Source organism: Vibrio sp. Y10_XG_PY6, assembly GCF_024181795.1.
In the GTDB taxonomy this organism is placed as follows: Bacteria; Pseudomonadota; Gammaproteobacteria; order Enterobacterales; family Vibrionaceae; genus Vibrio; species Vibrio diabolicus.
In genome coordinates, this window is sequence record NZ_JAMZAQ010000003.1 from 321,206 (window position 1) to 343,811 (window position 22,606).

General features: G+C 44.7%; 18 protein-coding genes. 15 read left to right on the forward strand and 3 right to left on the reverse strand.

Translation table 11 applies throughout. From position 1 onward, the window contains the following. Positions 1–367 precede the first annotated feature (367 nt). The 8 genes from NL644_RS17615 (at position 368) to NL644_RS17650 (ending at position 11,189) form a co-directional block, all read left to right on the forward strand. Positions 368–1,165, forward strand: coding sequence for an SH3 domain-containing protein (locus NL644_RS17615; RefSeq protein WP_047009047.1), 798 nt, complete (start codon positions 368–370; stop codon positions 1,163–1,165). 148 nt (positions 1,166–1,313) lie between these two features. Further along, positions 1,314–1,862 (forward strand): phosphatase PAP2 family protein, encoded by a 549-nt coding sequence (locus NL644_RS17620; protein WP_005379690.1) that lies wholly within the window; start codon positions 1,314–1,316, stop codon positions 1,860–1,862. Positions 1,863–1,865: 3 nt separating this feature from the next. After that, on the forward strand, positions 1,866–2,912 hold the full coding sequence (locus NL644_RS17625) for an MJ1255/VC2487 family glycosyltransferase (RefSeq protein WP_005379691.1): 1,047 nt from the start codon (positions 1,866–1,868) through the stop codon (positions 2,910–2,912). A gap of 555 nt (positions 2,913–3,467) precedes the next feature. Then, positions 3,468–4,427 (forward strand): LysR family transcriptional regulator CalR, encoded by a 960-nt coding sequence (gene calR / locus NL644_RS17630; RefSeq protein WP_005379693.1) that lies wholly within the window; start codon positions 3,468–3,470, stop codon positions 4,425–4,427. A gap of 293 nt (positions 4,428–4,720) precedes the next feature. After that, the gene (locus tag NL644_RS17635) at positions 4,721–6,529 is read left to right on the forward strand and encodes a long-chain fatty acid--CoA ligase (RefSeq protein ID WP_046874025.1); all 1,809 of its coding nucleotides are present in this window, start codon (positions 4,721–4,723) and stop codon (positions 6,527–6,529) included. A 449-nt stretch (positions 6,530–6,978) separates the two neighbouring features. After that, positions 6,979–8,703 carry an acetolactate synthase 3 large subunit gene (locus NL644_RS17640; RefSeq protein WP_053809447.1) on the forward strand — a complete coding sequence of 575 codons (1,725 nt, stop codon included), beginning with the start codon at positions 6,979–6,981 and terminating at the stop codon, positions 8,701–8,703. A gap of 1 nt (position 8,704) precedes the next feature. Beyond that, the gene (gene ilvN, locus NL644_RS17645) at positions 8,705–9,199 is read left to right on the forward strand and encodes an acetolactate synthase small subunit (RefSeq protein ID WP_005392253.1); all 495 of its coding nucleotides are present in this window, start codon (positions 8,705–8,707) and stop codon (positions 9,197–9,199) included. Between the two features lie 109 nt (positions 9,200–9,308). Then, positions 9,309–11,189: a diguanylate cyclase gene (locus NL644_RS17650; protein ID WP_253658680.1), complete on the forward strand. Its 1,881-nt coding sequence runs from the start codon at positions 9,309–9,311 to the stop codon at positions 11,187–11,189. A 64-nt stretch (positions 11,190–11,253) separates the two neighbouring features. Here the strand turns inward: NL644_RS17650 and NL644_RS17655 are convergent, their stop codons facing one another. Both NL644_RS17655 and pykF read right to left on the reverse strand, forming a co-directional pair. Continuing rightward, positions 11,254–11,940 (reverse strand): GntR family transcriptional regulator, encoded by a 687-nt coding sequence (locus tag NL644_RS17655; protein ID WP_258586607.1) that lies wholly within the window; start codon positions 11,938–11,940, stop codon positions 11,254–11,256. A 157-nt stretch (positions 11,941–12,097) separates the two neighbouring features. Continuing rightward, entirely contained in the window at positions 12,098–13,510 is a 1,413-nt protein-coding gene (pykF, locus tag NL644_RS17660) for a pyruvate kinase PykF (RefSeq protein ID WP_005392243.1), read from the reverse strand. Between the two features lie 433 nt (positions 13,511–13,943). On the opposite strand from pykF, the gene NL644_RS17665 reads away from it, so the two are divergent. From NL644_RS17665 to NL644_RS17685, 5 genes are all read left to right on the forward strand, one after another. Beyond that, entirely contained in the window at positions 13,944–14,705 is a 762-nt protein-coding gene (locus tag NL644_RS17665; protein WP_005392240.1) for a DeoR/GlpR family DNA-binding transcription regulator, read from the forward strand. Positions 14,706–14,818: 113 nt separating this feature from the next. Next, entirely contained in the window at positions 14,819–16,651 is a 1,833-nt protein-coding gene (glmS, locus tag NL644_RS17670) for a glutamine--fructose-6-phosphate transaminase (isomerizing) (protein WP_005392238.1), read from the forward strand. 204 nt (positions 16,652–16,855) lie between these two features. Next, positions 16,856–17,233 carry a DUF3316 domain-containing protein gene (locus tag NL644_RS17675; RefSeq protein WP_021823444.1) on the forward strand — a complete coding sequence of 126 codons (378 nt, stop codon included), beginning with the start codon at positions 16,856–16,858 and terminating at the stop codon, positions 17,231–17,233. Between the two features lie 102 nt (positions 17,234–17,335). Continuing rightward, positions 17,336–18,028, forward strand: coding sequence for a heavy metal response regulator transcription factor (locus NL644_RS17680; protein WP_005480575.1), 693 nt, complete (start codon positions 17,336–17,338; stop codon positions 18,026–18,028). After that, a complete protein-coding gene (locus tag NL644_RS17685; RefSeq protein ID WP_253658681.1) occupies positions 18,021–19,406 on the forward strand; it encodes a heavy metal sensor histidine kinase in 1,386 nt (461 codons plus the stop codon). The genes NL644_RS17680 and NL644_RS17685 overlap by 8 nt, the downstream gene beginning before the upstream one ends. Before the next feature lie 54 nt (positions 19,407–19,460). Here the strand turns inward: NL644_RS17685 and NL644_RS17690 are convergent, their stop codons facing one another. Then, complete coding sequence (locus tag NL644_RS17690) at positions 19,461–20,543, reverse strand: glycerol dehydrogenase (RefSeq protein ID WP_005379703.1); 1,083 nt, start codon at positions 20,541–20,543, stop codon at positions 19,461–19,463. Positions 20,544–20,896: 353 nt separating this feature from the next. Between NL644_RS17690 and dhaK the strand changes: the two genes are divergently transcribed. Next, positions 20,897–21,955 (forward strand): dihydroxyacetone kinase subunit DhaK, encoded by a 1,059-nt coding sequence (dhaK, locus tag NL644_RS17695; protein WP_253658682.1) that lies wholly within the window; start codon positions 20,897–20,899, stop codon positions 21,953–21,955. 15 nt (positions 21,956–21,970) lie between these two features. Continuing rightward, positions 21,971–22,606 carry a dihydroxyacetone kinase subunit DhaL gene (gene dhaL / locus NL644_RS17700; protein WP_053304323.1) on the forward strand — a complete coding sequence of 212 codons (636 nt, stop codon included), beginning with the start codon at positions 21,971–21,973 and terminating at the stop codon, positions 22,604–22,606.

Here is a 22,606-nt window from a genome sequence, read left to right on the forward strand (position 1 = left end):
CACGATCAGGAGGAGGCTAAGCAAAATAGAAAAATGAGCTGACATAGTTGTTAAGCTTTCCACATAATTAAGTTAACAAATTAGTACCGCACTCCATGGAGCGCGTCAACCCTAAAGTCGATTTTTTATTCATATCGGATGAGTCTTTTCATTTACTCGAGAAAAATGATGCGCTAAGTGAAACTGCATGGTGCGATAGAAACGTGCTAGAAGAGGCAAGTTCTCATCAAGTTTGCGACGTTTCATTACCAAAACAAACATTGGGATTGCGACTTGTCACACAAAGGCCCGAATTGTTTGGCAAAAGTTTTGAATGACCATTTATAGTAGTGCAGTTGCACTAGGTAAAAAGAAGGGTTAAGGAATAATGAGGTTAGCAAAACAATTTGGACGTTCAGCCGCAGTATTTACTCTGGTCAGCTTATCGGGTTGTCAGCTGTTTCAATCTCAAACCTATATGGCAGAGATTTCCCCTGTTGCTATTAATGATCACTCTCAGAGTGTCATGGTGATTAATGATCAAATGGATCGATTCTTGAGCTACGAGGGACGTGAGTCGTTTTTGAATCAAATGCTCGTTGCTCTTGAGTCGGACAGTCGAGATAAATTTAAAGGCAAAGATCCGGAAACCTATTCGTGGTGGAAGATCCGAGTGCAACCTAGTGAGAAACAACAAGCGGAAGTCTTCCGACCAACAGCTGACGGTGTGGATACCTCAAACCCCGTTGAGTTTATGGATGTCTCCTATCGCTCTAAGACCACATTAAACCTGCGATCCAAGCCGAGCCTAGAAGGAGAAAAGCTTGGCGTGTTATCGAAAGGGGAAGTTTTTAATGTGTTGGCAAAAGTGGTGGATCAACCTTGGTTTCTCGTTGAACAGAAAGGCGTGATAAAAGGTTATGTCCATAAGGATTATGCGCGCAGCAATGTGGTAAATCGTGACATTCTATCGACACAGCCTAATCCTCTTTTAGAGTCTGCTTCGAGCACAACTGAGCAAACGGGCATCGAGCATGAACTGTCAGGAAATTACACTTGCCGCTCCCTTAGCTACGAGCTAACAAAAGATGGCGACATGACGATGGGCTCTTTGCGCGCCTGTCGTAAGAAGAGAAAGGTCTGGTACATCGATACGCCTCAACCGCAGCAAGCAAACCCTTCTTAATCGTTCTCTCCTACGATTGTGCTCAATAGATCATTGGGCACACTCTAATTTGGCATTTGTCATTAATTGTCCAAACTCCCGTCATGCAGTTGTCACCTAAACCTCCTACTTTTCACACAACGGCGTTGTCAAAGTAAGGAAAGGCCACATGCGAACCATAGAGACAATTACACAGCCAATTGCAACCATTGCTAAGTTTGATTTAGCGCTCTCTAGTGTTTGTCTTAAGCACCGTTTTAATCAGCAAGTTGCCAACATCAGTAAAGGAGTCTCCCACAGTGGTGACGGACATCTGTACTTGGTGCTAGGTTTATTAGCTTGGTATTTAGATAAAGAGCAGGGAGTCTGGTTTTTACTGGCGGGTTTGCTTGCTTTTGCTATCGAGTTGCCAATTTATTGGACGCTGAAAAACAGTTTTAAGCGTCGTCGCCCTGAAGAACTCAGTGCACTCCTTCCTGCTTTTATTACCCCATCAGATCGCTATAGCCTTCCTTCAGGACACACTGCCGCTGCGTTTGTCATGGCGACGCTGATTGACCATTTCTATCCGAGCCTAGGCGTTGCTGCATTCTTTTGGGCAAGTTTAATCGGAACCGCGCGAATCTTATTGGGTGTACACTTTTTTACCGATGTCATCATTGGTGCACTGCTTGGCAGTCTTTGTGGTGGATTAGCGATTGCGATGTTGGGAGGCTAATTGATGAAAATCTTGTACGGTGTTCAAGGGACAGGAAACGGACATATTGCACGCGCAAGGGCGATGAGTCATGCGTTTAAAGAGCACGATGTTGAGGTCGACTTTTTGTTTTCTGGGCGAGCGCCGGAAAAATACTTTTCAATGGAAGCATTTGGCGATTACCAGACTCGCCGAGGCTTCACCTTTATTACTGAAAAAGGCTCTGTAAACTACGCGAAAACAGCATTGAATAACAATTTGGTGCAGTTTTTCAAAGAAGTTAAGCAACTCGATCTGTCGTCCTACGATCTTATCATTAATGACTTCGAACCTGTGACTGCGTGGGCAGCGAGACAACAAAATAAGCCTTCTATTGGTATCAGCCACCAAAATGCTTTCCGTTATCCGGTGCCACTAAAGGGAGCAAGTTGGTTAGATAAATCCGTCATTGAATACTTTGCGCCTTCTCAACACCACCTTGGTTTGCATTGGCATCATTTTGATCAACCTTTGTTACCACCGATAGTGCATACCGTCGATAGCCAAGCAGAAAACGACGACTTCGTGTTGGTGTATCTACCGTTCGAATCGATTGAAGATATCTCGGACTTATTGTTCCACTTTAATCAACAAGCGTTTATCTGTTATCACCCGGATGTGATCGAATGTGAGCAGGTGGAAAACATAGAACTGCGCCCTTTATGCCACAGCAACTTCCAGCATCATTTGCATCGCTGTAGTGGTGTCATTGCTAATGGTGGGTTTGAGCTTCCTTCAGAAGCCTTGTCTTTGGGGAAAAAATTGTTACTAAAGCCACTCGCGGGTCAATTCGAGCAGCAGAGCAATGTTGCGACCTTAGAAGATTTAGGGCTTGCGATGTCGATGGAGAGCTTAGACATTTCCGCAGTACGCCAGTGGCTAAAGGAGCAACAAGCCGAAAGTGTGAAATACCCAGATGTTGCTCAGGCTATTGTTCATTGGGTACTGCAAGGTGCATGGGATTCAAAAGCAGAGTTATCCAGACAGCTGTGGGAGCAGGTTGATTTTCCAAGTTACGTGTCGAACATTTAAGTACGTTGTTCTAAGTACATTGTTCCTTCCATTTTTGACACGATTTTGTTGCAGCCTTTCTGTTTGGAAGGCTGCATTTTTATTCTTCCTCTCTCATTTCTATTCAGTGTGTATTTGCTGATAATTTGACTGATAAGTGCAAAATTCAATCAGAGATATAGCTGCTATATGTTGTTCCTATCCCAACCAATAACCGAGCTAAATGCATGCTTGTGTTAACCGCCTGTCCTATCAATTTGCTAAATACGTCCTCAAAGAATGCATTTTTACGTGTTTTATAGTTTTTTATGTTTTTATCAAGCTTTTGTTATTTAAAGAATAAATACCTAATTGGCTAAAATTTACTGATTAAATATCAATCTAGTTGCGAAACCGCAATCGATTAGTTGATAGTACAGTTCGAGCCGGAAGTATCCGGACGATAAATATAATAAAAAGTTAGGTTATCTATTCGTAAAATGATTCGAATCCAGCCGCCGTCTTTTGTGCGAGATGGGATTCTATTCGTTATGAATTTAATGAACAAAGTTGACGATTACAAAAGAGGCGCACTCAATGTTAGAGAAGAAAGACGCGATGAGCGCAATTGCTAGCTACCGTATGGAAAGCACTTTGCGTGGTGTAGATTTAAACCTACTGACTGTATTTGATGCTGTAATGCAAGAGCAAAATATTACTCGTGCAGCACATAACCTAGGCATGTCTCAACCGGCGGTAAGTAACGCCGTGGCACGCTTAAAAGTGATGTTTAACGACGAGCTATTCATGCGCCAAGGTCGTGGTATTCAGCCTACGCAACGAGCACGTCAACTGTTTGGTCCTATTCGCCAAGCACTACAGCTGATTCGCAATGAACTTCCTAGCTCTGTATTCCAACCAGAATCTTCGACTCGCTTATTCAAGCTTGCGATTTGCAGCCCTTGTGACATGCGTTTTGCTCCGAAGATCATGGCAAAAGTGAATCAACAAGCACCAAACGTTCAGCTTCACCTAGATGCAGAATTTGACCGTTTGTTGTCTGAGCGTATGCGCTACCAAGAAATTGATTTCGTGATCGACTACGCTCGTTTTGATGAGCAAGGTTTCTCAAGTACTGAAATCTTCAAAGATGAATTAGTGGTTATCGCATCAAAAACCCACCCACGCATTCAAGGTGGTGTGACGGCTGAGCAACTGCTTAACGAAAAGCATGCGAAGTTATCGAAAGTGCATGGCCAACGTAGTTTCTCAGAGCAAGCGTACCGTGAACTGGATTGCCAAGCGGCGTATGAAGGTTCTAGTTTAAGCAACCTACTATACGTGGTGGGTCAATCTGAGCTTGTGACTATTGCACCACGTTGGATGGCGGAAAATGCGGTAAACAGCGATCAACTGCAAATTCTTGATTTCCCATTTGCGAACAAAGAAATCAGCGGATTCTTAAGCTGGCATGAATCAAGTGAAAAAGATAAAGGCCACATTTGGCTGCGCGATCAACTGATGATCACTTGTGGTGAAGTCGTTGCCGCAAAATAAGATGACGTTTGGTCTTCTCGATTAGACCATATTGGTAATCATCAATTTTTACAATTCATTGGTCCCCGAGCGATTTTTGTCTCTCGGGGCTTTTTGTTTTCGTAATCAACAATCGAAACAGTAAGTTAAATAGAGTAATCATTCAGCAATTTGAGGTACGTTCGCGACGTATAAGTGATAGTTGTCTCTTATTAGTGATAAGTTTGATACTGGTCAGTTGCGTTTTAGCAAGCCGTGAGTACACTTGTTCGCTCAATTAGCTTACGCCTGTAAGCCAAAAGGTAAGTAAAAGAATGGCCAAGTTAGATTTTCATATCGTTAAACGTATTCGTGAACAAATTGCGAACGGTGGTACACGCGTTGCACTCAAGCATAAAGTGGGTGAGGAGTGGCAAGGTATTACGTGGACGCAATTTGGTCAGCAAGTTGATGCTTTATCACTTGCACTTTTGGCTCAGGGATTAGGAGTCCAAGATAAAATCGGCATTTTCTCGAACAACATGCCGCAATGGACGATTGCTGATATTGCAGCGCTACAACTACGCGGCGTAACAGTACCTATTTACCCAACCAATACCGCCGCTCAGTCGGCGTACATCATTGACAACGCAGACGTCAAAGTGCTGTTTGTTGGTGAGCAGCCACAATTTGACGCAGCAGTGAGCATTTTCGACCAGTGCGAGCAGTTAGAGCTCATTGTTGCAATGTCTGATGATATCGAACTTGGCGAGCATGATTTCGTTATCTCTTGGCAAGCATTTGTCGCCAAAGGCGATACTACATACCAAGTTGAATTGGACGCACGTTTAGAGCAAGCAAAGGAAGATGATCTACTCACGCTGATTTACACCTCTGGTACCACAGGTCAACCGAAAGGTGTAATGCTAGATTACGCAAACATTGCGGCGCAATTGGAAGGGCACGATCAACGCTTGAGCCTTTCTCAAAGTGATGTGTCACTGTGTTTCCTTCCGCTGTCACACGTATTTGAACGCGCTTGGACCTTTTATGTGTTGTACAAAGGGGCGACCAACTGCTATTTGCAAGACACCATGCAGGTACGTGATGCACTGAGCCAAGTGCAACCTACCGTGATGTGTGCCGTGCCGCGTTTCTATGAGAAGATCTTCTCTGCGATTCACGAGAAAGTGTCTCGCGCGCCAATTCATCGCAAGATCATGTTTACTTGGGCTGTGAACATGGGCGCAAAAATGGCCGCTTGTCATCAAGAAAAACGTCAGCCATCTCTCATGCTGCGCAAGTCATATGCCCTGGCGGATAAATTGGTTCTGAGCAAGCTGCGTGCGTTACTTGGTGGACAAATCAACTTTATGCCGTGTGGCGGTGCAAAGTTAGATGAAACCATAGGCCGATTCTTCCACGCGATTGGTATCAATGTGAAGTTAGGTTACGGCATGACTGAAACCACGGCGACAGTATCGTGTTGGGATGATAAGTGCTTTAATCCAGACTCTATTGGTATGTCGATGCCTGGCGCGCAAGTGAAGATCGGTGAGAACAACGAGATTCTCGTGCGTGGTCCAATGGTGATGCGTGGCTATTACAAAATGCCAGAAGAGACCGAAAAGACCTTTGACGAGCACGGTTTCCTAAAAACTGGCGATGCGGGTTACATTGATGAAAATGGCAACCTGTTCATCACTGATCGTATCAAAGAGTTGATGAAAACTTCAGGTGGTAAATACATCGCTCCACAAATGATTGAAGGTGCGATTGGTAAAGACCACTTCATCGAGCAAATCGCGGTTATCGCGGACACGCGTAAGTTTGTCTCGGCGCTGATTGTGCCGTGTTTTGATTCTCTTGAAGAGTATGCGAAAGAGCTGAATATCAAGTATCACGATCGCGTTGAATTGATTAAGCATCACCAAGTGGTCGAAATGCTTGAAAAGCGTGTTAACGATCTCCAAAAAGAGTTGGCAAAGTTTGAACAGGTGAAGAAGTTTAAACTGTTACCAAGAGCTTTCTCTATGGATGATGGTGAGTTAACGCCAACTCAAAAACTGCGTCGTAAAGTCATCAATGACAAATACCAAGATGAAATTGAAGAAATGTATAAGGAAAAGTCAGAGAAAAAGTAACTTAAGCTGACTTAGATTTTATATTGATGAAAAAATCCCCAGTGATGATATTGCGCATTACTGGGGATTTTTGTTTGTGTTGATTCTTTCTATTTTGCTCACCAAATACAGCTATTTAGCACCCTATACTTAAAAGGTTCTGAAATAATGTTCTTTTTTTAAACGTTAAATTTTTAGGTTGTACTGTGAAATAAGGTATGTGTGGCTGCTATTCCTACTAACATTCTAATTACTAGCATCTTGTTTAAAAAGTAGACCAACCTCTCATTAGACCCGTTGATAATAAAACGTTACATTTGTTGGGTAACCTTGCGGGATGTTATGACGAACGCAAGACATAGCCGAAAACGTGGAAGTATTTCGATTAGGCTACGAATAAGACCTAGACTATGTAAAACCAGACCAATCCGTTGACCTTACGGTGAGGAAACTGGCTAAGGAGAGCAATTATGACAGCAATGTTGTCAGGCGCAGAGATGGTGGTTCAATCTCTGATAGAAGAGCACGTAGAGCAGATCTTTGGCTACCCAGGTGGCTCTGTTTTGGATATCTACGATGCACTGCATGCCAAAACCGATCAAATCAAACACGTACTTGTAAGGCATGAGCAAGCCGCCACTCATATGGCAGATGGTTACGCTCGCGCTACCGGTAAACCGGGTGTCGTACTGGTATGTTCAGGTCCGGGCGCGACCAATACCATTACTGGTATTGCCACGGCTTATATGGATTCCATCCCAATGATCGTTATCTCGGGTAACGTACCTAATAGCCTAATTGGTAATGATGCTTTCCAAGAATGTGACATCGTTGGTGTCTCTCGCCCAGTGGTCAAACACAGCTTTTTAGTGAAAAAAGCGGAAGATATTCCTGAAACGATCAAGAAAGCGTTTTATATCGCGACCACAGGTCGACCTGGTCCAGTAGTGATTGACTTGCCGAAAGATGTAATGAATCCGCAAATCAAACTGCCTTACCAATACCCAGAAACCCTTTCTATGCGTTCTTACAAGCCGACGACGTCGGGTCATAAAGGCCAGATTAAAAAAGCCCTTAAATCGCTGTTAGAAGCGAAAAAACCAGTGCTTTATATCGGTGGTGGTGCGGTGATTTCTGGCGCTCATGAACATATTTTAGAGCTCTCCGACAAGCTGAACCTTCCAGTAGTCAGTACGTTGATGGGACTAGGCGCATTTCCTGGGACGCACAAAAACTCACTGGGCATGCTGGGTATGCACGGTACTTACGAAGCCAATATGGCGATGCATGAAGCGGATCTTATTTTTGGTATCGGTGTGCGTTTTGATGATCGCACGACGAACAACCTTGAAAAATACTGCCCAAACGCAAAAGTCATGCATATTGATATCGATCCATCATCGATATCGAAAAACGTGAAAGTAGATTTACCTATCGTCGGCTCTGCGGAAAAAGTGCTTACAACAATGCTTGGCCTGCTGGCAGAGCAAGAAGGTGGGAATGATCAAGATGCTATTACCGCGTGGTGGGATGACATTCAAGTGTGGCGTGACCGCAACTGTTTGGCTTATGAGAAGTCACCAGAGCGAATTAAGCCACAGCAAGTGATTGAAACCTTGCACAAGCTGACCAATGGTGATGCGTATGTTGCTTCTGATGTGGGTCAGCACCAGATGTTTGCAGCACTTTACTACCCATTTAACAAACCACGCCGTTGGATCAACTCGGGTGGATTGGGCACTATGGGATTTGGCCTTCCGGCTGGTATGGGTGTTAAGTTTGCCATGCCACAAGAAGAAGTCGTGGTTGTTACGGGCGATGGCAGTATTCAAATGAATATCCAAGAGCTTTCGACAGCCATGCAATACGATATTCCAGTGAAGATCATCAACCTGAACAACCGATTCCTAGGCATGGTAAAACAATGGCAAGACATTATTTATCAAGGTCGTCACTCTAATTCTTACATGAGTTCTGTTCCTGATTTTGCAGCGATTGCAGAAGCTTATGGTCACGTCGGTATTCGTATCGAAACGCCTGATCAGCTCGAAGAAGGGCTACAAAAAGCGTTGGATATGAAAGATCGTCTGGTGTTTGTGGACATCAACGTAGACGAAACCGAACACGTATACCCGATGCAAATTAAAGGTGAGGGTATGGATAAAATGTGGCTAAGCAAAACGGAGAGAACTTAATATGAGACACATTATTTCATTGCTATTGGAAAACCAACCGGGTGCGTTGTCTCGTGTTGTTGGCTTGTTCTCTCAACGTGGTTACAACATTGAATCTTTGACGGTATCACCGACAGATGATGAAACGCTGTCGCGAATGAACATTACCACGACGTCTGATGAGATGCAGTTGGAGCAAATTCAGAAGCAGTTACACAAATTGATCGATGTGCTGAAAGTACAAGAAGTCACCGAGTATGAGCACATCGAACGTGAACTGATGATGGTGAAAGTGAAAGCCAGCGGTTTTGCGCGAGCAGAAGTGAAACGGACGGCAGACATCTTCCGTGGCCAGATCGTGGATGTCACTGCTGCTCAATACACGGTACAACTTGCGGGCACGAGTGAAAAGTTGGATGCCTTCATTCAAGCGATATCTGAAGTAACTGAAGTCGTCGAAGTTGCTCGTAGTGGGGTAGTGGGCATTGCCCGAGGTGAGCGCGCACTCAAACCTTAGCCATCTAACTGCATATAGAAAAGCCACTTAATCTAAGTGGCTTTTTGTTTAGAAAATAACAATTAATGATATAATTGTCGTTTTAGTAAGCATTATAGGCAGTAGACGCGTGAAAATACCTAAGCGAGTCGGCACATTGTTGGCGACAGCACTATTTTTTAGTGCGCTCACTGCAGTTTACTATTATCAGAAATATCTGACGTTATTAGAGAGTAACGTTGAGAATACCGCTCAAGAAGCATTACACCAACTGGCTTATACTGGTCGCGAATACAACAATATTCAGGATCAAATTGAGACGATCAGCGATCTTCTCGGTCACAGCCAAAGTCTTTACGACTATCTACGTCAGCCGAACCGAGTCAACCTTTCTATCTTAGAAGATATGTGGATCTCGGTTGCGATCAACCAAAAGCTATATAAACAAATTCGTTTTCTTGATATTACCGGTCAGGAAAAAGCACGGATTAATTACGATTTCAAAACGGGTATCGCTGCACCCGCCCTCAAATTACATGACAAGTCAGAGCGGGATTATTTTCATTACGCGCAAGGTTTAGGTAATGATGAAATTGCGTCGTGGGGGATTGAGCTGGAGCGAGAAAATGGTGAGCTTGTTTACCCTTATAGCCCTTCATTGCGTATTCTGATGCCGATTTCTCTCAATGGGAAACGCGAAGGGTATCTTGTTCTTAATGTTGATATTGAGTATTTATCTTCTCGACTCAACTACTCACCGGTGCGGGATTTTCATATTGAGTTAATTAAAAGTGATGGCTTTTATATCGCGAGTCCTAAGTCATCACGCTTGTACGGCAATATTATCCCAGCTCGTTCTCAATTTAATTTTGGCCGGATGTACCCCAACATTTGGCGCACGATGATCTCAGAAGTTTCGGGCTATGAGTACAACGGCTCGAATTTGATAGCGTATAGCACGATCCAATTTGTTTCTAGTGAACCACTTCATCTAGTGATTGATCTCACGAATGAGCAGTTACTATCTCGATCTCAGAGAGATATTGATGACTTAATCCAAGAAGCGTTTTTTGTATTAAGTTTGGTGTTTGGTTTTACTTTACCAACGACTGCGCTGGCCCTGCACTATCGACGTCATAGTATGGAGTCGAAGTTAGCTCGGGCTGCACTTGATGGCATGACTGCGGTGATGATCTCAGATGCGTCACACCGAATCATTATGGTGAACCAAGAATTTGAAAACATGATGGGCTATTCAACCAAGCATACTCAAGGCTGGAATGCGCATAATCTAATTTTCTTACCGGAAGATCTCGAGTCGACCCTCAATATTTGGAATAAGCTTGCAAACGAGCACGTTTGGGAAGGTGAGGTTCGTTGTCGAACCAAGTTTAATCACGTATTTACCGCCATTATGCGCATTCAGGCAAACTTAACCAAGTCAGGTAAAGTAGGCTATTACATCACGTCGCTGGTGGATATTTCCGAGCAAAAAGAGCTGGAAGAAAAGCTACGCAACCTCAGTGAAAAAGATGGTTTGACGGGCTTGTGGAACCGCCGAAAATTTGAAGAGCAATTAGCGCAATATGCCGGGATTATTGAGCGTTATCCTGACAGTCCCCCTGCATGTTTGGCGTTGTTTGATATTGACCACTTTAAGCGCATTAACGATGAACTTGGGCACGATGAAGGGGACAAAGTGATTTGCAGTGTCGCTGAGACTCTTCTTAAAGAGGTGCGCAGTACTGACTTTGTTTCTCGCGTCGGTGGTGAGGAGTTTGCGGTGATCATGCCGCATACCACACTCGAAGAAGCAGAAGTTGTATTGAACCGGTTACGTGTGGCGGTTCAACTGCGCAGTGATAGAGCGATTACCGTTAGCGCCGGGTATAGTGATTTAACTTCTGATCGCACGCGTACTTATAAATGTGCTGATATTGCCTTGTATGAATCCAAAAGTGCAGGGCGTAACTGCGTATCGCTATGCCATAGTTTCGATGATATTGCTTAGCTCTTTTTCAAAAACAAAAAATCGGGGATAGACCCCGATTTTTATGCTTATTTTAGCCTCAGCGTTATTCGCTAGCCAGTATGCGATATTGGTTGTCGATGGCCGCTTCGATACACTGCATTGACTGTCTCAAATAACGCTCTAGATAACCTAAAGCATCCTGGCTCTTTTTATCTAACGACGTCTTCATCAGCATTTCTTGTTCATCGATATTACAGTGCCCTGGGTTTCCAGTACCTAACATTTGCATAGCAAAATATTGGTAACGCTTAATTTGCGTGAGTAGATCGCGGAAAAAACCAAACATATTGGCAGAGCCAGCGCCTTCAAACAGCGCAGTAAGAAACTGATTATGGCGTTCTTCCCATTCCTTCCAGCAAAAGCTTTCGCCAGATTTAGAGCGGGATAACTTGTGATAAGCGGTTAGGACGTCCAGTTCCCAATTTTCATCGCCACTCACAATTGCTTTATTTAGTAGGCATGCAGAGACCATTTGTAGGCTCTCGTACAAGTCATTCAACTCATCTTTACATACAGGTGCAACCCAGCAGCCTTTTTGCGGCTCGAGTTTGACGTATTTGCTCCACGATAACTGCACCAAAGCTTCGCGAATGGGTGACGCTCCTACGTTGTACTTCTCTTTGAGTTCCGCAACCACGAGTTTTTGACCCGGTTTAAGCACGCCATCGAGAATATCCTGACGGATCATTTTTGATACTTTGTCGGTAAGAGTGGGACTGGACACATACACCTCATAGAAATTTTAATCGTGACGACAAAATTAAACAGTACGCAATTCTGCGCATGGTGAATGATACAGTTAGGCTATTATTAGAGCAAGAAAGCCATATAAAAAAAGAGGGCATAAGCCCTCTTTATCAATCAACTGAAGTATGAAAAGTTCAGTCTTATAGTACGTGTACAGAAGCTGTGTTCGTAGTACCTGAAGCGACTAGAGCACCAGAAACCATCACTACGATGTCGCCTTTGTTACCTAGACCAGATTCTAGAGCAAGCTCTTTACCTGCTACGTAGAATGCGTCAGTGCTTTCGATAGAATCAACAACAACTGGCGTCACACCTTTAGTTAGAACAAGTTGTGCTGCTGTTTTCTTGTTCGTTGTTAGTGCTAGGATGTTTGCAGTTGGGAAGTATTTACGTACTGAACGTGCAGATTTACCACCTTCAGTTGCAACTACGATAAGTGGAGCAGCCAGTTTTTCAGCTGTGTCTACCGCGCCTTTACATACTGCTTCAGTGATGCGAAGACGTGGGCTGTCTAGACGAGAACCTAGCTCAGCTTTTAGCGCTGAATCAGTACGGTTCGCGATTTGAGCCATGATAGTTACCGCTTCAACAGGGTACTTACCTTTAGCCGTTTCACCAGAAAGCATTACTGCGTCAGTACCGTCCATTACCGCGTTAGCAACGTCGCCTGCTTCCGCACGAGTAGGACGTGGGTTGTTGATCATAGAATCAAGCATCTGAGTTGCAGTGATAACCATCTTACGTGCACGGTTACACTTCTCGATCATCATTTTCTGAGCGAAGATTACTTCTTCAGCTGGGATTTCAACACCTAGGTCACCACGAGCAACCATGATACCGTCAGAAAGCTCTAGGATCTCGTCGAAGTTATCAACACCTTCTTGGTTTTCGATCTTAGAGATGATGTGGATGTTCTCGCCGCCGTTTGCCGCTAGAACTTCACGGATTTCTTGAACGTCAGAAGCTTTACGGATGAAAGAAGCAGCTACGAAGTCAACGCCTTGCTCACAACCGAATTTAAGGTCGTTCTTATCTTTTTCAGATAGAGCAGGTAGGTTTACAGAAACGCCAGGAAGGTTAACACCTTTGTTCTCGCCTAGTGCACCGTTGTTAAGTACTTTACATTTAACTTCTGTTTCAGTCTTAGAGATAACTTCCATCTCGATTAGACCGTCGTCGACTAGGATAGTGTTACCTACGTTTAGGTCTGCTGCGAAACCTGCGTAAGTTACTGCAACTTTATCTTTGTTACCTACAACTGAAGTGTCAGTTGTGAAAGTGAATTCTTGACCAGCTACTAGATCAACGTCGTTACCGCCTTCTAGCTTAATAGTGCGAATTTCTGGACCTTTAGTATCTAGAAGAATTGCTAGTGGTTTGCCAGTAGCTTCCATTACTTTACGGAAGTTCGCGATACGAGTGCCGTGTTCTTCGTAGTCACCGTGAGAGAAGTTAAGACGCATTACGTTCATGCCTGCGTTCACTAGCTCAGTTAGCTTCTCTACAGATTCAGTTTTAGGGCCAATCGTACATACGATTTTGGTCTTTTTCATGGAAGATACTCTCCGGTAAGTATAGTTACAATTTGAAAGTCGGTTGTTTACTCTGAAGTTAGGGCGTTATTGATGACATTTAGTGCCTGTCACCCACCGATTTTTCGCCTCATTATCAGTACTTCAGATTCTGAAAGTCTTTCACCAAGTTTAGTCATTTTATGACTAAAAGATCGGCGATTTTGGTTACCTTTTTGTGACTAATCCCACTTTATATGCAGAAAGTTGCAAAAAAATAGCCTTCAATTCTGTAATTTTTTTTCTTTTCGGTGGCGAATTCTACCACTGAATGAATCCAATATCACTGTTTAAGAATTGTCTTAGGACAAGGTTTTATCGAGAAATATTAATTTTTTGGATCGAAATAAATGGACTTAAAAGTTTCGGTTTGACTATAATAAGTTTCACATCGAAACTTAAGTTCAAAACGTAAATGTCGAAACGAAACACTCAACTAAGAAGACACGCCATTTCTAACTTGGTTTCTGAGCTAGGAGAAGTCAGCGTTGACGAACTCGCTCAGAAATTCGAAACCTCAGAGGTCACGATTAGAAAGGATTTAGCTTCTTTAGAGAAAAATGGCCAACTTCTACGCCGCTACGGCGGTGCGATTGCTATCCCAACAGAAGTCATTCACGAAGAATTGAGCGCTAATGTTTCGACTCGAAAGCTAAACTTGGCAAAAGCAGCGGCATCACTGATTCGAGACCATAATCGCATCGTGATCGACAGTGGCAGTACGACGGCTGCGTTGATTCAACAGTTGAATGACAAACGTGGCTTAGTTGTCATGACCAACTCGTTGCATGTTGCTAACGCCCTTAATGAATTAGAGAGCGAACCAACACTGCTGATGACTGGCGGGACTTGGGATACGCACTCAGAATCTTTTCAAGGCAAAGTAGCCGAATCTGTATTACGAGCTTACGATTTTGACCAGCTATTTATCGGTGCGGATGGCATCGATCTCGAACGCGGCACCACAACATTTAATGAATTGGTTGGTTTGAGTAAGGTAATGGCGGAAGTGTCGCGCGAAGTGATCGTCATGATCGAATCGGAAAAAATCGGTCGTAAGATCCCGAATTTAGAGCTCGCTTGGCATCAAATTGATGTGCTAGTGACGGATGCTGATATTCAGCAAGAACACAAAATACAGATTGAACAACATGGCGTGAAAGTTATTTGCGCCTAATCTAATAATGTAATCAGTTTCATATTTCACTTCCCTCTGATACAGGCCTTTGCTTGCTGTCTCTATCTGAAACATGGCTAGGGAAGAACCAAACTACAAACGGAGATAAACACATGTGTGGAATCGTAGGTGCAGTAGCACAACGAGATGTTGCAGAAATTTTGGTTGAAGGTCTACGCCGCTTAGAGTACCGCGGTTACGACTCAGCTGGCGTTGCTGTTGTTGATGGCGAGTCAAACCTAACGCGCGTTCGTCGCTTGGGTAAAGTGCAAGAACTGGCTGATGCAGTAGAAGAAGCAAAAGTGATCGGCGGAACGGGTATTGCACACACTCGCTGGGCGACGCACGGTGAACCATCTGAAGTTAATGCACATCCACATATGTCTGGCGATATTGCTGTTGTACATAACGGTATTATCGAAAACCACGAAGAGCTTCGTGAATTGCTTCAATCTCGTGGTTACGTGTTTGAATCTCAAACGGATACAGAAGTTATCGCACACATGGTTGAGTGGGAACTTCGCACTTCAGAAACGCTACTAGAAGCAGTACAAAAAACAGCAAAACAACTGGAAGGTGCCTACGGTACGGTAGCACTTGATCGTAAAGATCCTTCGCGCATCGTAGTTGCACGTTCAGGCAGCCCGATCGTAATTGGTTTTGGTGTGGGTGAGAACTTCCTGGCTTCTGACCAACTTGCGCTACTGAATGTAACGCGCCGTTTCATGTACCTAGAAGAAGGTGATGTGGCAGAAATCACTCGCCGTGAAGTTACTGTCTTTGACGCAACGGGCGAGCTGGTTGAGCGTGAAATCGTAGAATCTAACGCAGAACATGATGCTGGCGATAAAGGCCAATACCGCCACTTCATGCAAAAAGAAATCTATGAGCAACCTAAAGCGTTGATCAACACAATGGAAGGCCGTATCACGGCAGATTCTGTTGTGACAGACGCGATCGGTGTGCACGCGGCAGACATTCTAAGCAAAGTAGAACACGTACAAATCGTTGCGTGTGGTACGTCTTACAACGCGGGCATGACAGCACGTTACTGGTTTGAAGACATTGCTGGCGTGAGCTGTGATGTAGAAATTGCGTCTGAATTCCGTTACCGCAAGTTTGTGACGCGTCCAAACAGCCTATTGATCACGTTGTCTCAGTCTGGTGAAACCGCCGATACGCTAGCAGCACTTCGTCTTGCGAAAGAAAAAGGTTACATGGCGGCGATGACCATTTGTAACGTAGCAGGTTCTTCTTTGGTTCGTGAATCAGATTTTGCGTTCATGACTCGCGCTGGTGTTGAAATCGGTGTCGCTTCAACCAAAGCGTTCACGACTCAGCTTTCTGCACTATTGATGCTGGTTACGGCGTTAGGTAAAGAGCAAGGTCGCGTTAGCAAAGAGAAAGAAAAAGAGATTGTTGAAGCGCTACACGCACTTCCTAAGCAAATCAACGCGGCACTTTCTTTCGAGAAAGACATTGAAGCACTAGCGACGGATTTCGCAGACAAGCACCACACACTGTTCCTAGGTCGTGGTGAATTCTATCCAATCGCGATGGAAGCGTCTCTAAAATTGAAAGAGATCTCTTACATCCACGCAGAAGCTTACGCGGCGGGTGAACTGAAACATGGTCCTCTAGCGCTGATTGACGCTGACATGCCTGTTGTTGTGGTTGCACCAAGTAACGACCTACTTGAAAAGCTAAAATCAAACGTTGAAGAAGTACGTGCACGTGGCGGCCTTCTATACGTATTCGCAGATGCAGACGCAGGCTTCGAAGGCGATGAAACAATGAAGATCATCACGATGCCTCACGTTAGTGAAATCACGGCGGCGATCTACTACACCATCCCAATGCAGTTGCTGTCTTACTACGTAGCACTGATCAAAGGTACGGACGTAGACCAACCACGTAACCTAGCGAAAGCGGTAACGGTTGAGTAATTACGCTTAACAGCAAAAATCCCAAGCGGCACATGCGAGAGTATGTGCCGCTTTTTTTGTCTTATTCTAAGCGTAATGGAACGCTCAAGAGCCTTCGCCAGTAGGTTACTTTCATGACAAAAATGTCATTTTGTTGAAAGGGTGGTGTCAGAGGCGGTGTTCAATAATGACCTCATTGAAAACAAGCACTCAAAGGTTAACAACATGAACGCAATCAAAACTGCTCTTTTTGTAACGGTAATGGCAATGACTAGCGCATCTGCATTCGCTCAACCACTTTTCACTGGTGGCAACTACGTGAGCCGCGAAGAGATGAAAACCATCTCAGTTACGCCGACAGCAACGTCAGATGAGGCTTATCAACAGGCACTGTCTGAACTCAATTCACTTAAAACCATGTCGGCTCGTGAACTGAATAAAGAGCTCAATATCCTGACGTTTAATGTGAAGTCTCGCAGTACGCATTTAAAAGATGGTGGCTTCGTGACCGTGCAAGAACGCATGAATGAAGATGGTCAGTTGGAATATTTGGGCAAAGTGAATGTCAAAGTGCATTATGCCGAACGCGATAACAATCGATAATGGTTTGCCAATCGGGAAGAGTATGGTGTGGTTCACATCATACTCTTTTTCGATCTTTATACTGGGATTTCATCCTCCCGCTAACACACTAGGTAAGTGAACTTGAAAATATTGATCGTCGAAGATGAGCACAAAGCCGGAGAATATCTGCAAAAAGGTTTGATTGAATCTGGGTATGTGGTGGATTTGGTGCATGATGGGGTCGATGGGCTTTATCACGCTACCAGTGAAGAATATGACTTAATCCTCCTCGACATTATGTTGCCTAAACTCGATGGTTGGCAGGTGCTTAATACATTGCGCAGTAGTGGGATTCACACTCCAGTGATCATGCTGACAGCGAAGGAGCAAGTGGAAGATCGCGTGCGCGGTTTTGAGCTGGGTGCCAATGACTATGTGGTAAAACCTTACGCGTTTGCAGAGCTACTGGCGCGTGTTCAAAACGTATTTCGTCATCATATTGCCGCGCAAGTGGTCGCATCGCCGCAAACATTACGTGTGGCAGATTTAGAACTTGATATGATCAAACGCGTTGCCACGCGCGCGGGGCAGTCGATGTCGCTTACCGCCAAAGAATATGCCCTGCTTGAGTTGTTGATGCGCAAAACTGGCCAAGTACTTTCACGTACCACCATTGCGTCGTTAGTGTGGGATATGAACTTTGATAGCGATACCAATGTGATTGATGTGGCGGTCAAACGTCTGCGTAGCAAAGTGGACAAACCGTTCGATAGACCACTGATTCACACTGTCAGAGGGATGGGCTACAAACTCGAAGAGAGTCGTGATGCCTAAGTTCTCGCTGCCTTTTTCCATGAAAAACAAGCTCGTGCTGATGTTTGTTAGTATGACGTTTGTGACCTATTTTTCTTTGGCTTTCATCCTACAGTACGCCATTGAGCGCCACTTTTATTCGCAAGATTTCAGCTATATTTCCAGTAAGTTCAATGCCATTGAGAACGAGTTAAAACGCTCGCCAGAGGATGTGTTCAAGCAAGCGAATAACAGCACGCTCTACATGTGGGTGTTTGAAGGCAAGCAGAACGTCTATCAGAATTCGAGCCTGACGATTCCTCAGAACCGAGCCTACAGCATTAGCTCACCTCAAGTTTTAAATCACGAGCGCTCCATCGAATGGAGTGAGGACTCGCTGAATATTCGCGCGTTTGCGTTTCAAGCTGGGGAGTATCAGGTGGTGCTCGGCATGAGTATCAACCACCATATTTTGTTTTTGGATAAGCTCGACTGGATTTTGTTTTGGGCGCTCGGTTTGGCGTTTGTGATTTCTTCCGCGTTGAGCGGTTGGATGGTAAAACGTGGGTTGAAGCCGATTGTGGGATTGAATCAGCACATTCAACAGATATCACCAGAGCAGATGGGCATTCGTCTCGACCCCGATTCGTTGCCAATAGAACTGCGCGAGTTAGCCAACAAACACAACGCGATGCTCGATAGGTTGCAAACTGGTTTTCGCCGCTTGAGCGAGTTTTCTTCTGATATAGCACATGAGTTAAAAACGCCACTCACCAACATTACTACGCAAAATCAGGTCATTTTAGGTGCGTGTCGAACGTCTGAAGAGTATCAGGATGCGATTGCCTCAACGTTGGAAGAACTCAACCGCATCACGAAAACCATCAACGATTTGCTCTACATTGCCAAGGCTGAAAACAAGCTCATTCATCGCCATGACGAAGTGTTTGCGGTGCAGGAGGAAATTGACCGCTTGGTCGCGTATTTTGAAATATTGGCCGAAGATGCCGAGGTGCGAATCGTGAGTTCAGGCGACGGTCAGCTCTATATGGACAAAAACATGTTTGAGCGTGCGGTGGGCAATTTGCTCTCCAACGCGATTCGTCATGCGTATGCTGATTCAACCATTGTGATTGACGTTCAAGAGGTTGATGAACAGGTTACGGTATCGGTCAGCAACCAAGGTGACACCATTGCCGAGCAAAACTTACCGTACCTTTTCGACCGGTTTTATCGCGCAGATAAATCTCGCCAACATGTAGGTAGCGTAGGTGCAGGGCTAGGTTTGTCGATTACCCAATCTATCGTGCAAGCGTATGAAGGACAGATAAAAGTAACATCAGATAAAGACAAGACGCGGTTTGTTATGATGTTGCCATCGGCAGGTGTCAATGGAAGTGATAAGTCAGTTGAAGCATAAAAGGCAAACCTTGGCTTGCCTTTTGAGACTCAAACTCGTTTGAAGTTATTTGGGTTATTGGCCCAGTTGATGAGCGGTTAGAATAGCAGAGTAGACATTTTCTGCCGTCACTGGGAATGGCATATTGTGGATGGTTTCTCCCTCGGCCGTTGAAGCTTCGGCGACCTCGCGCAACTTAGCGTGATTAAGCTCTTTAACGCCCATATCAAATAAGTTGGTTGGTAGACCTACAGAGCGGCAGAATGCAAGAACCGTATTAATCTCTTCCATCGCTGCGTTTTCTAGTACCAGCTGAACTAGTGTGCCGAACGCGACTTTCTCACCATGATAGAGATGATGACACTCTTCAAGCTTAGTTAGGCCGTTATGAATAGCGTGAGCGCCTGCTAGACCACTGCTTTCAAAACCGATACCGCTTAGGTATGTATTGGCTTCAATAATGTTTTCTACCGCTTTGGTGCTCACACCATTTTCTACCGCAGCTTTTGCTTTTACACCATCTTCAAGCAAGGTTTCATAGCAAAGTTTCGCAAGCGCTTGTGCTGAACGCGTCGCTAACCCACCAGCCATTGTTGCCTTACCAGAGGTCATGTTGGCACGAGCTTCAAAGTAGGTGGAAAGCGCGTCGCCCATCCCCGATACAAGTAAGCGAACAGGGGCTTTGGCGATGACTGATGTATCCATTATGACCATGTCTGGGTTTTTAGGGATCATCAAGTATTCCGCAAATTCACCTTCTGGTGTGTATATCACCGCAAGCGCTGAGGTTGGCGCATCAGTCGAGGCAATCGTAGGAACCACCACGACAGGAATTTTGGTGTAAAACGCAACGGCCTTAGCTGTATCTAAGGTTTTACCACCACCAATACCGACAATGACATCATGTTTTTGAGTGGCACAAATGTCCGTGATGCGTTCAATCTCAACGCGCGAACATTCGCCACCAAAAATGTTCATAGTGAGTGGAAGCTTTTCGTCAGCAAAGCTTTGTTTGACGTCATCACCAACCAGGTTAGTGACGAACTCATCGGCAATGACTAACGGACGTTCACCTAATGTTTTCACATAGTGAGCGATAGATGTAAGTACTTGTTCACCTTGGACGTATTTGCTTGGGCTGATAATAATTTTGTCCATAATTCAAACCTTTAACCTTTTTTATGTGTGTTTTTGACTGCAATGAAAGTCCATTGTAGCGATAAGGTTTATATTAGGTTTGGTGTGGTAAGTGGTGAAGGATATCTCTGGTTTTGTTCCATGCTTTTATGACCTCTGTGTCAAACCGACTGTCAGAAGTAATAAGCATCAGCATGCTTTATGGCGACGATCACTATTCAGGAAAATTTGTCGTTTTTCGTTTCATATTGAAACAAGAATGTCGAAGATTTTGTTTCAATATGAAACGGATTGATTTTTGTTGAGTACGCTTTTTCTCTGTTTAAGATGAATTCATACCCTACATAAAAATATAAATGGAATGAGATAGAACGATGAAAAAGTTAATTAACCAAGTCGATGATGTTGTATTGCAGCAAATGGAGGGCCTGGCATTGTCCCGCCCTGAGCTAAAAGCCAACTACGAGCCTCGTTACATGTGGCACGAGGAAACGCCGGGGCAAGTGGCATTGGTTTCTGGTGGTGGCTGTGGTCATGAACCTTTGCACGCAGGTTTTATTGGTAAAGGCATGCTGACAGGTGCCTGCCCTGGTGAGGTATTTACTTCACCTACGCCTGATCAAATGTACGAATGTGGCAACCAAGTGAATACTGGTGAAGGTGTGCTATTTATCATTAAAAACTACACCGGAGACGTGTTGAACTTTGAAACGGCCGTGGAGCTCCTTCATACCGATGGCATCAAAGTTGGGTCGGTGTTGGTGGATGACGATGTTGCAGTCAAAGACAGCCTGTATACCGCTGGTCGCCGTGGCGTCGCTGGAACGGTATTGGTTGAGAAGTTAGTTGGGGCTGCCGCGAACAAAGGTTATTCGCTGGAGCAATGTGAAGCTCTGGCTCGTCGCGTTAATAATCACTGTCGCTCATTTGGCGTGGCGCTTAATGCTTGTGTTGTGCCAGCGGCGGGTAAACCATCTTTTGTTCTGGAAGATGATGAAGTGGAGTTTGGTGTTGGTATCCATGGTGAACCAGGTATCAAGCGAGTGAAATACACCGACGTCGATACGTTAGTGGATGAAATGTTTGCTGAAGTTGCTGAAAACACACCTTATCAGCGCACATTGCGTATTTGGAATCGTGACGAAGGTGAATGGGATGAAGTGGAATCCAGCATTGAGCCTTTCGCCGCTGAACACGACTACATTGTGATGGTGAATGGTATGGGCGGAACGCCAATTTCTGAGCTTTACGGAGTGTACCGCCGTCTTGCCCATAACTGCGAGCAAGCGGGGTTCCGTATCGTGCGTAATATGGTCGGTAACTTTTGTACGTCACTTGATATGGAAGGCGTTTCAATTACGTTGCTGAAAGTAGATAAAGAGATGTTGGAGCTGTTTGATGCTCCTGTCGATACGGCTGCGATCAAGTGGTAACAGGGGGGAGCAAACATGCAAATTGAAAAACAACATATCGTTCACTGGTTAGAGTTATGTGCAAAAACGTATCAAGAGAATCAAGATTTTCTGACCGACCTTGATCGTGATATTGGTGACGCAGACCATGGTCTCAATATGAACCGAGGCTTTAAAAAAGTTGCTGAAAAACTGCCGCAATTTGCGGACCAAAATATCGGCAGCATTCTCAAGAATACGGGCATGACTTTGCTTTCTAGTGTCGGTGGGGCAAGTGGCCCGCTGTATGGCACGCTGTTTATTCGCACGGCTGCTGCTGTCGGAACCCGAGAGCAACTAACGTTTGAAGAGTTGGTCGATGCACTAAAAAGCGGTGTGGATGGCGTGGTGTCTCGTGGTAAAGCGGAACTGGGTGATAAAACCATGTGTGATGTTTGGTTACCCGTTTTAGTTAGCGTGAAGGCGTCGTTAGAAAATGGCATGAGCGCCGATCACTTACTGAATGAAATGGTTGAGCTAGCAGAAACGAGTGCGGTTGCCACGATTGAAATGTTGGCGAAAAAAGGGCGAGCAAGCTATTTAGGCGAACGCAGTATTGGTCACCAAGATCCCGGTGCAACCTCTTCTTTGTTAATGATTAAAGCACTACAGCAGGCAATAGCAGGTAATTAA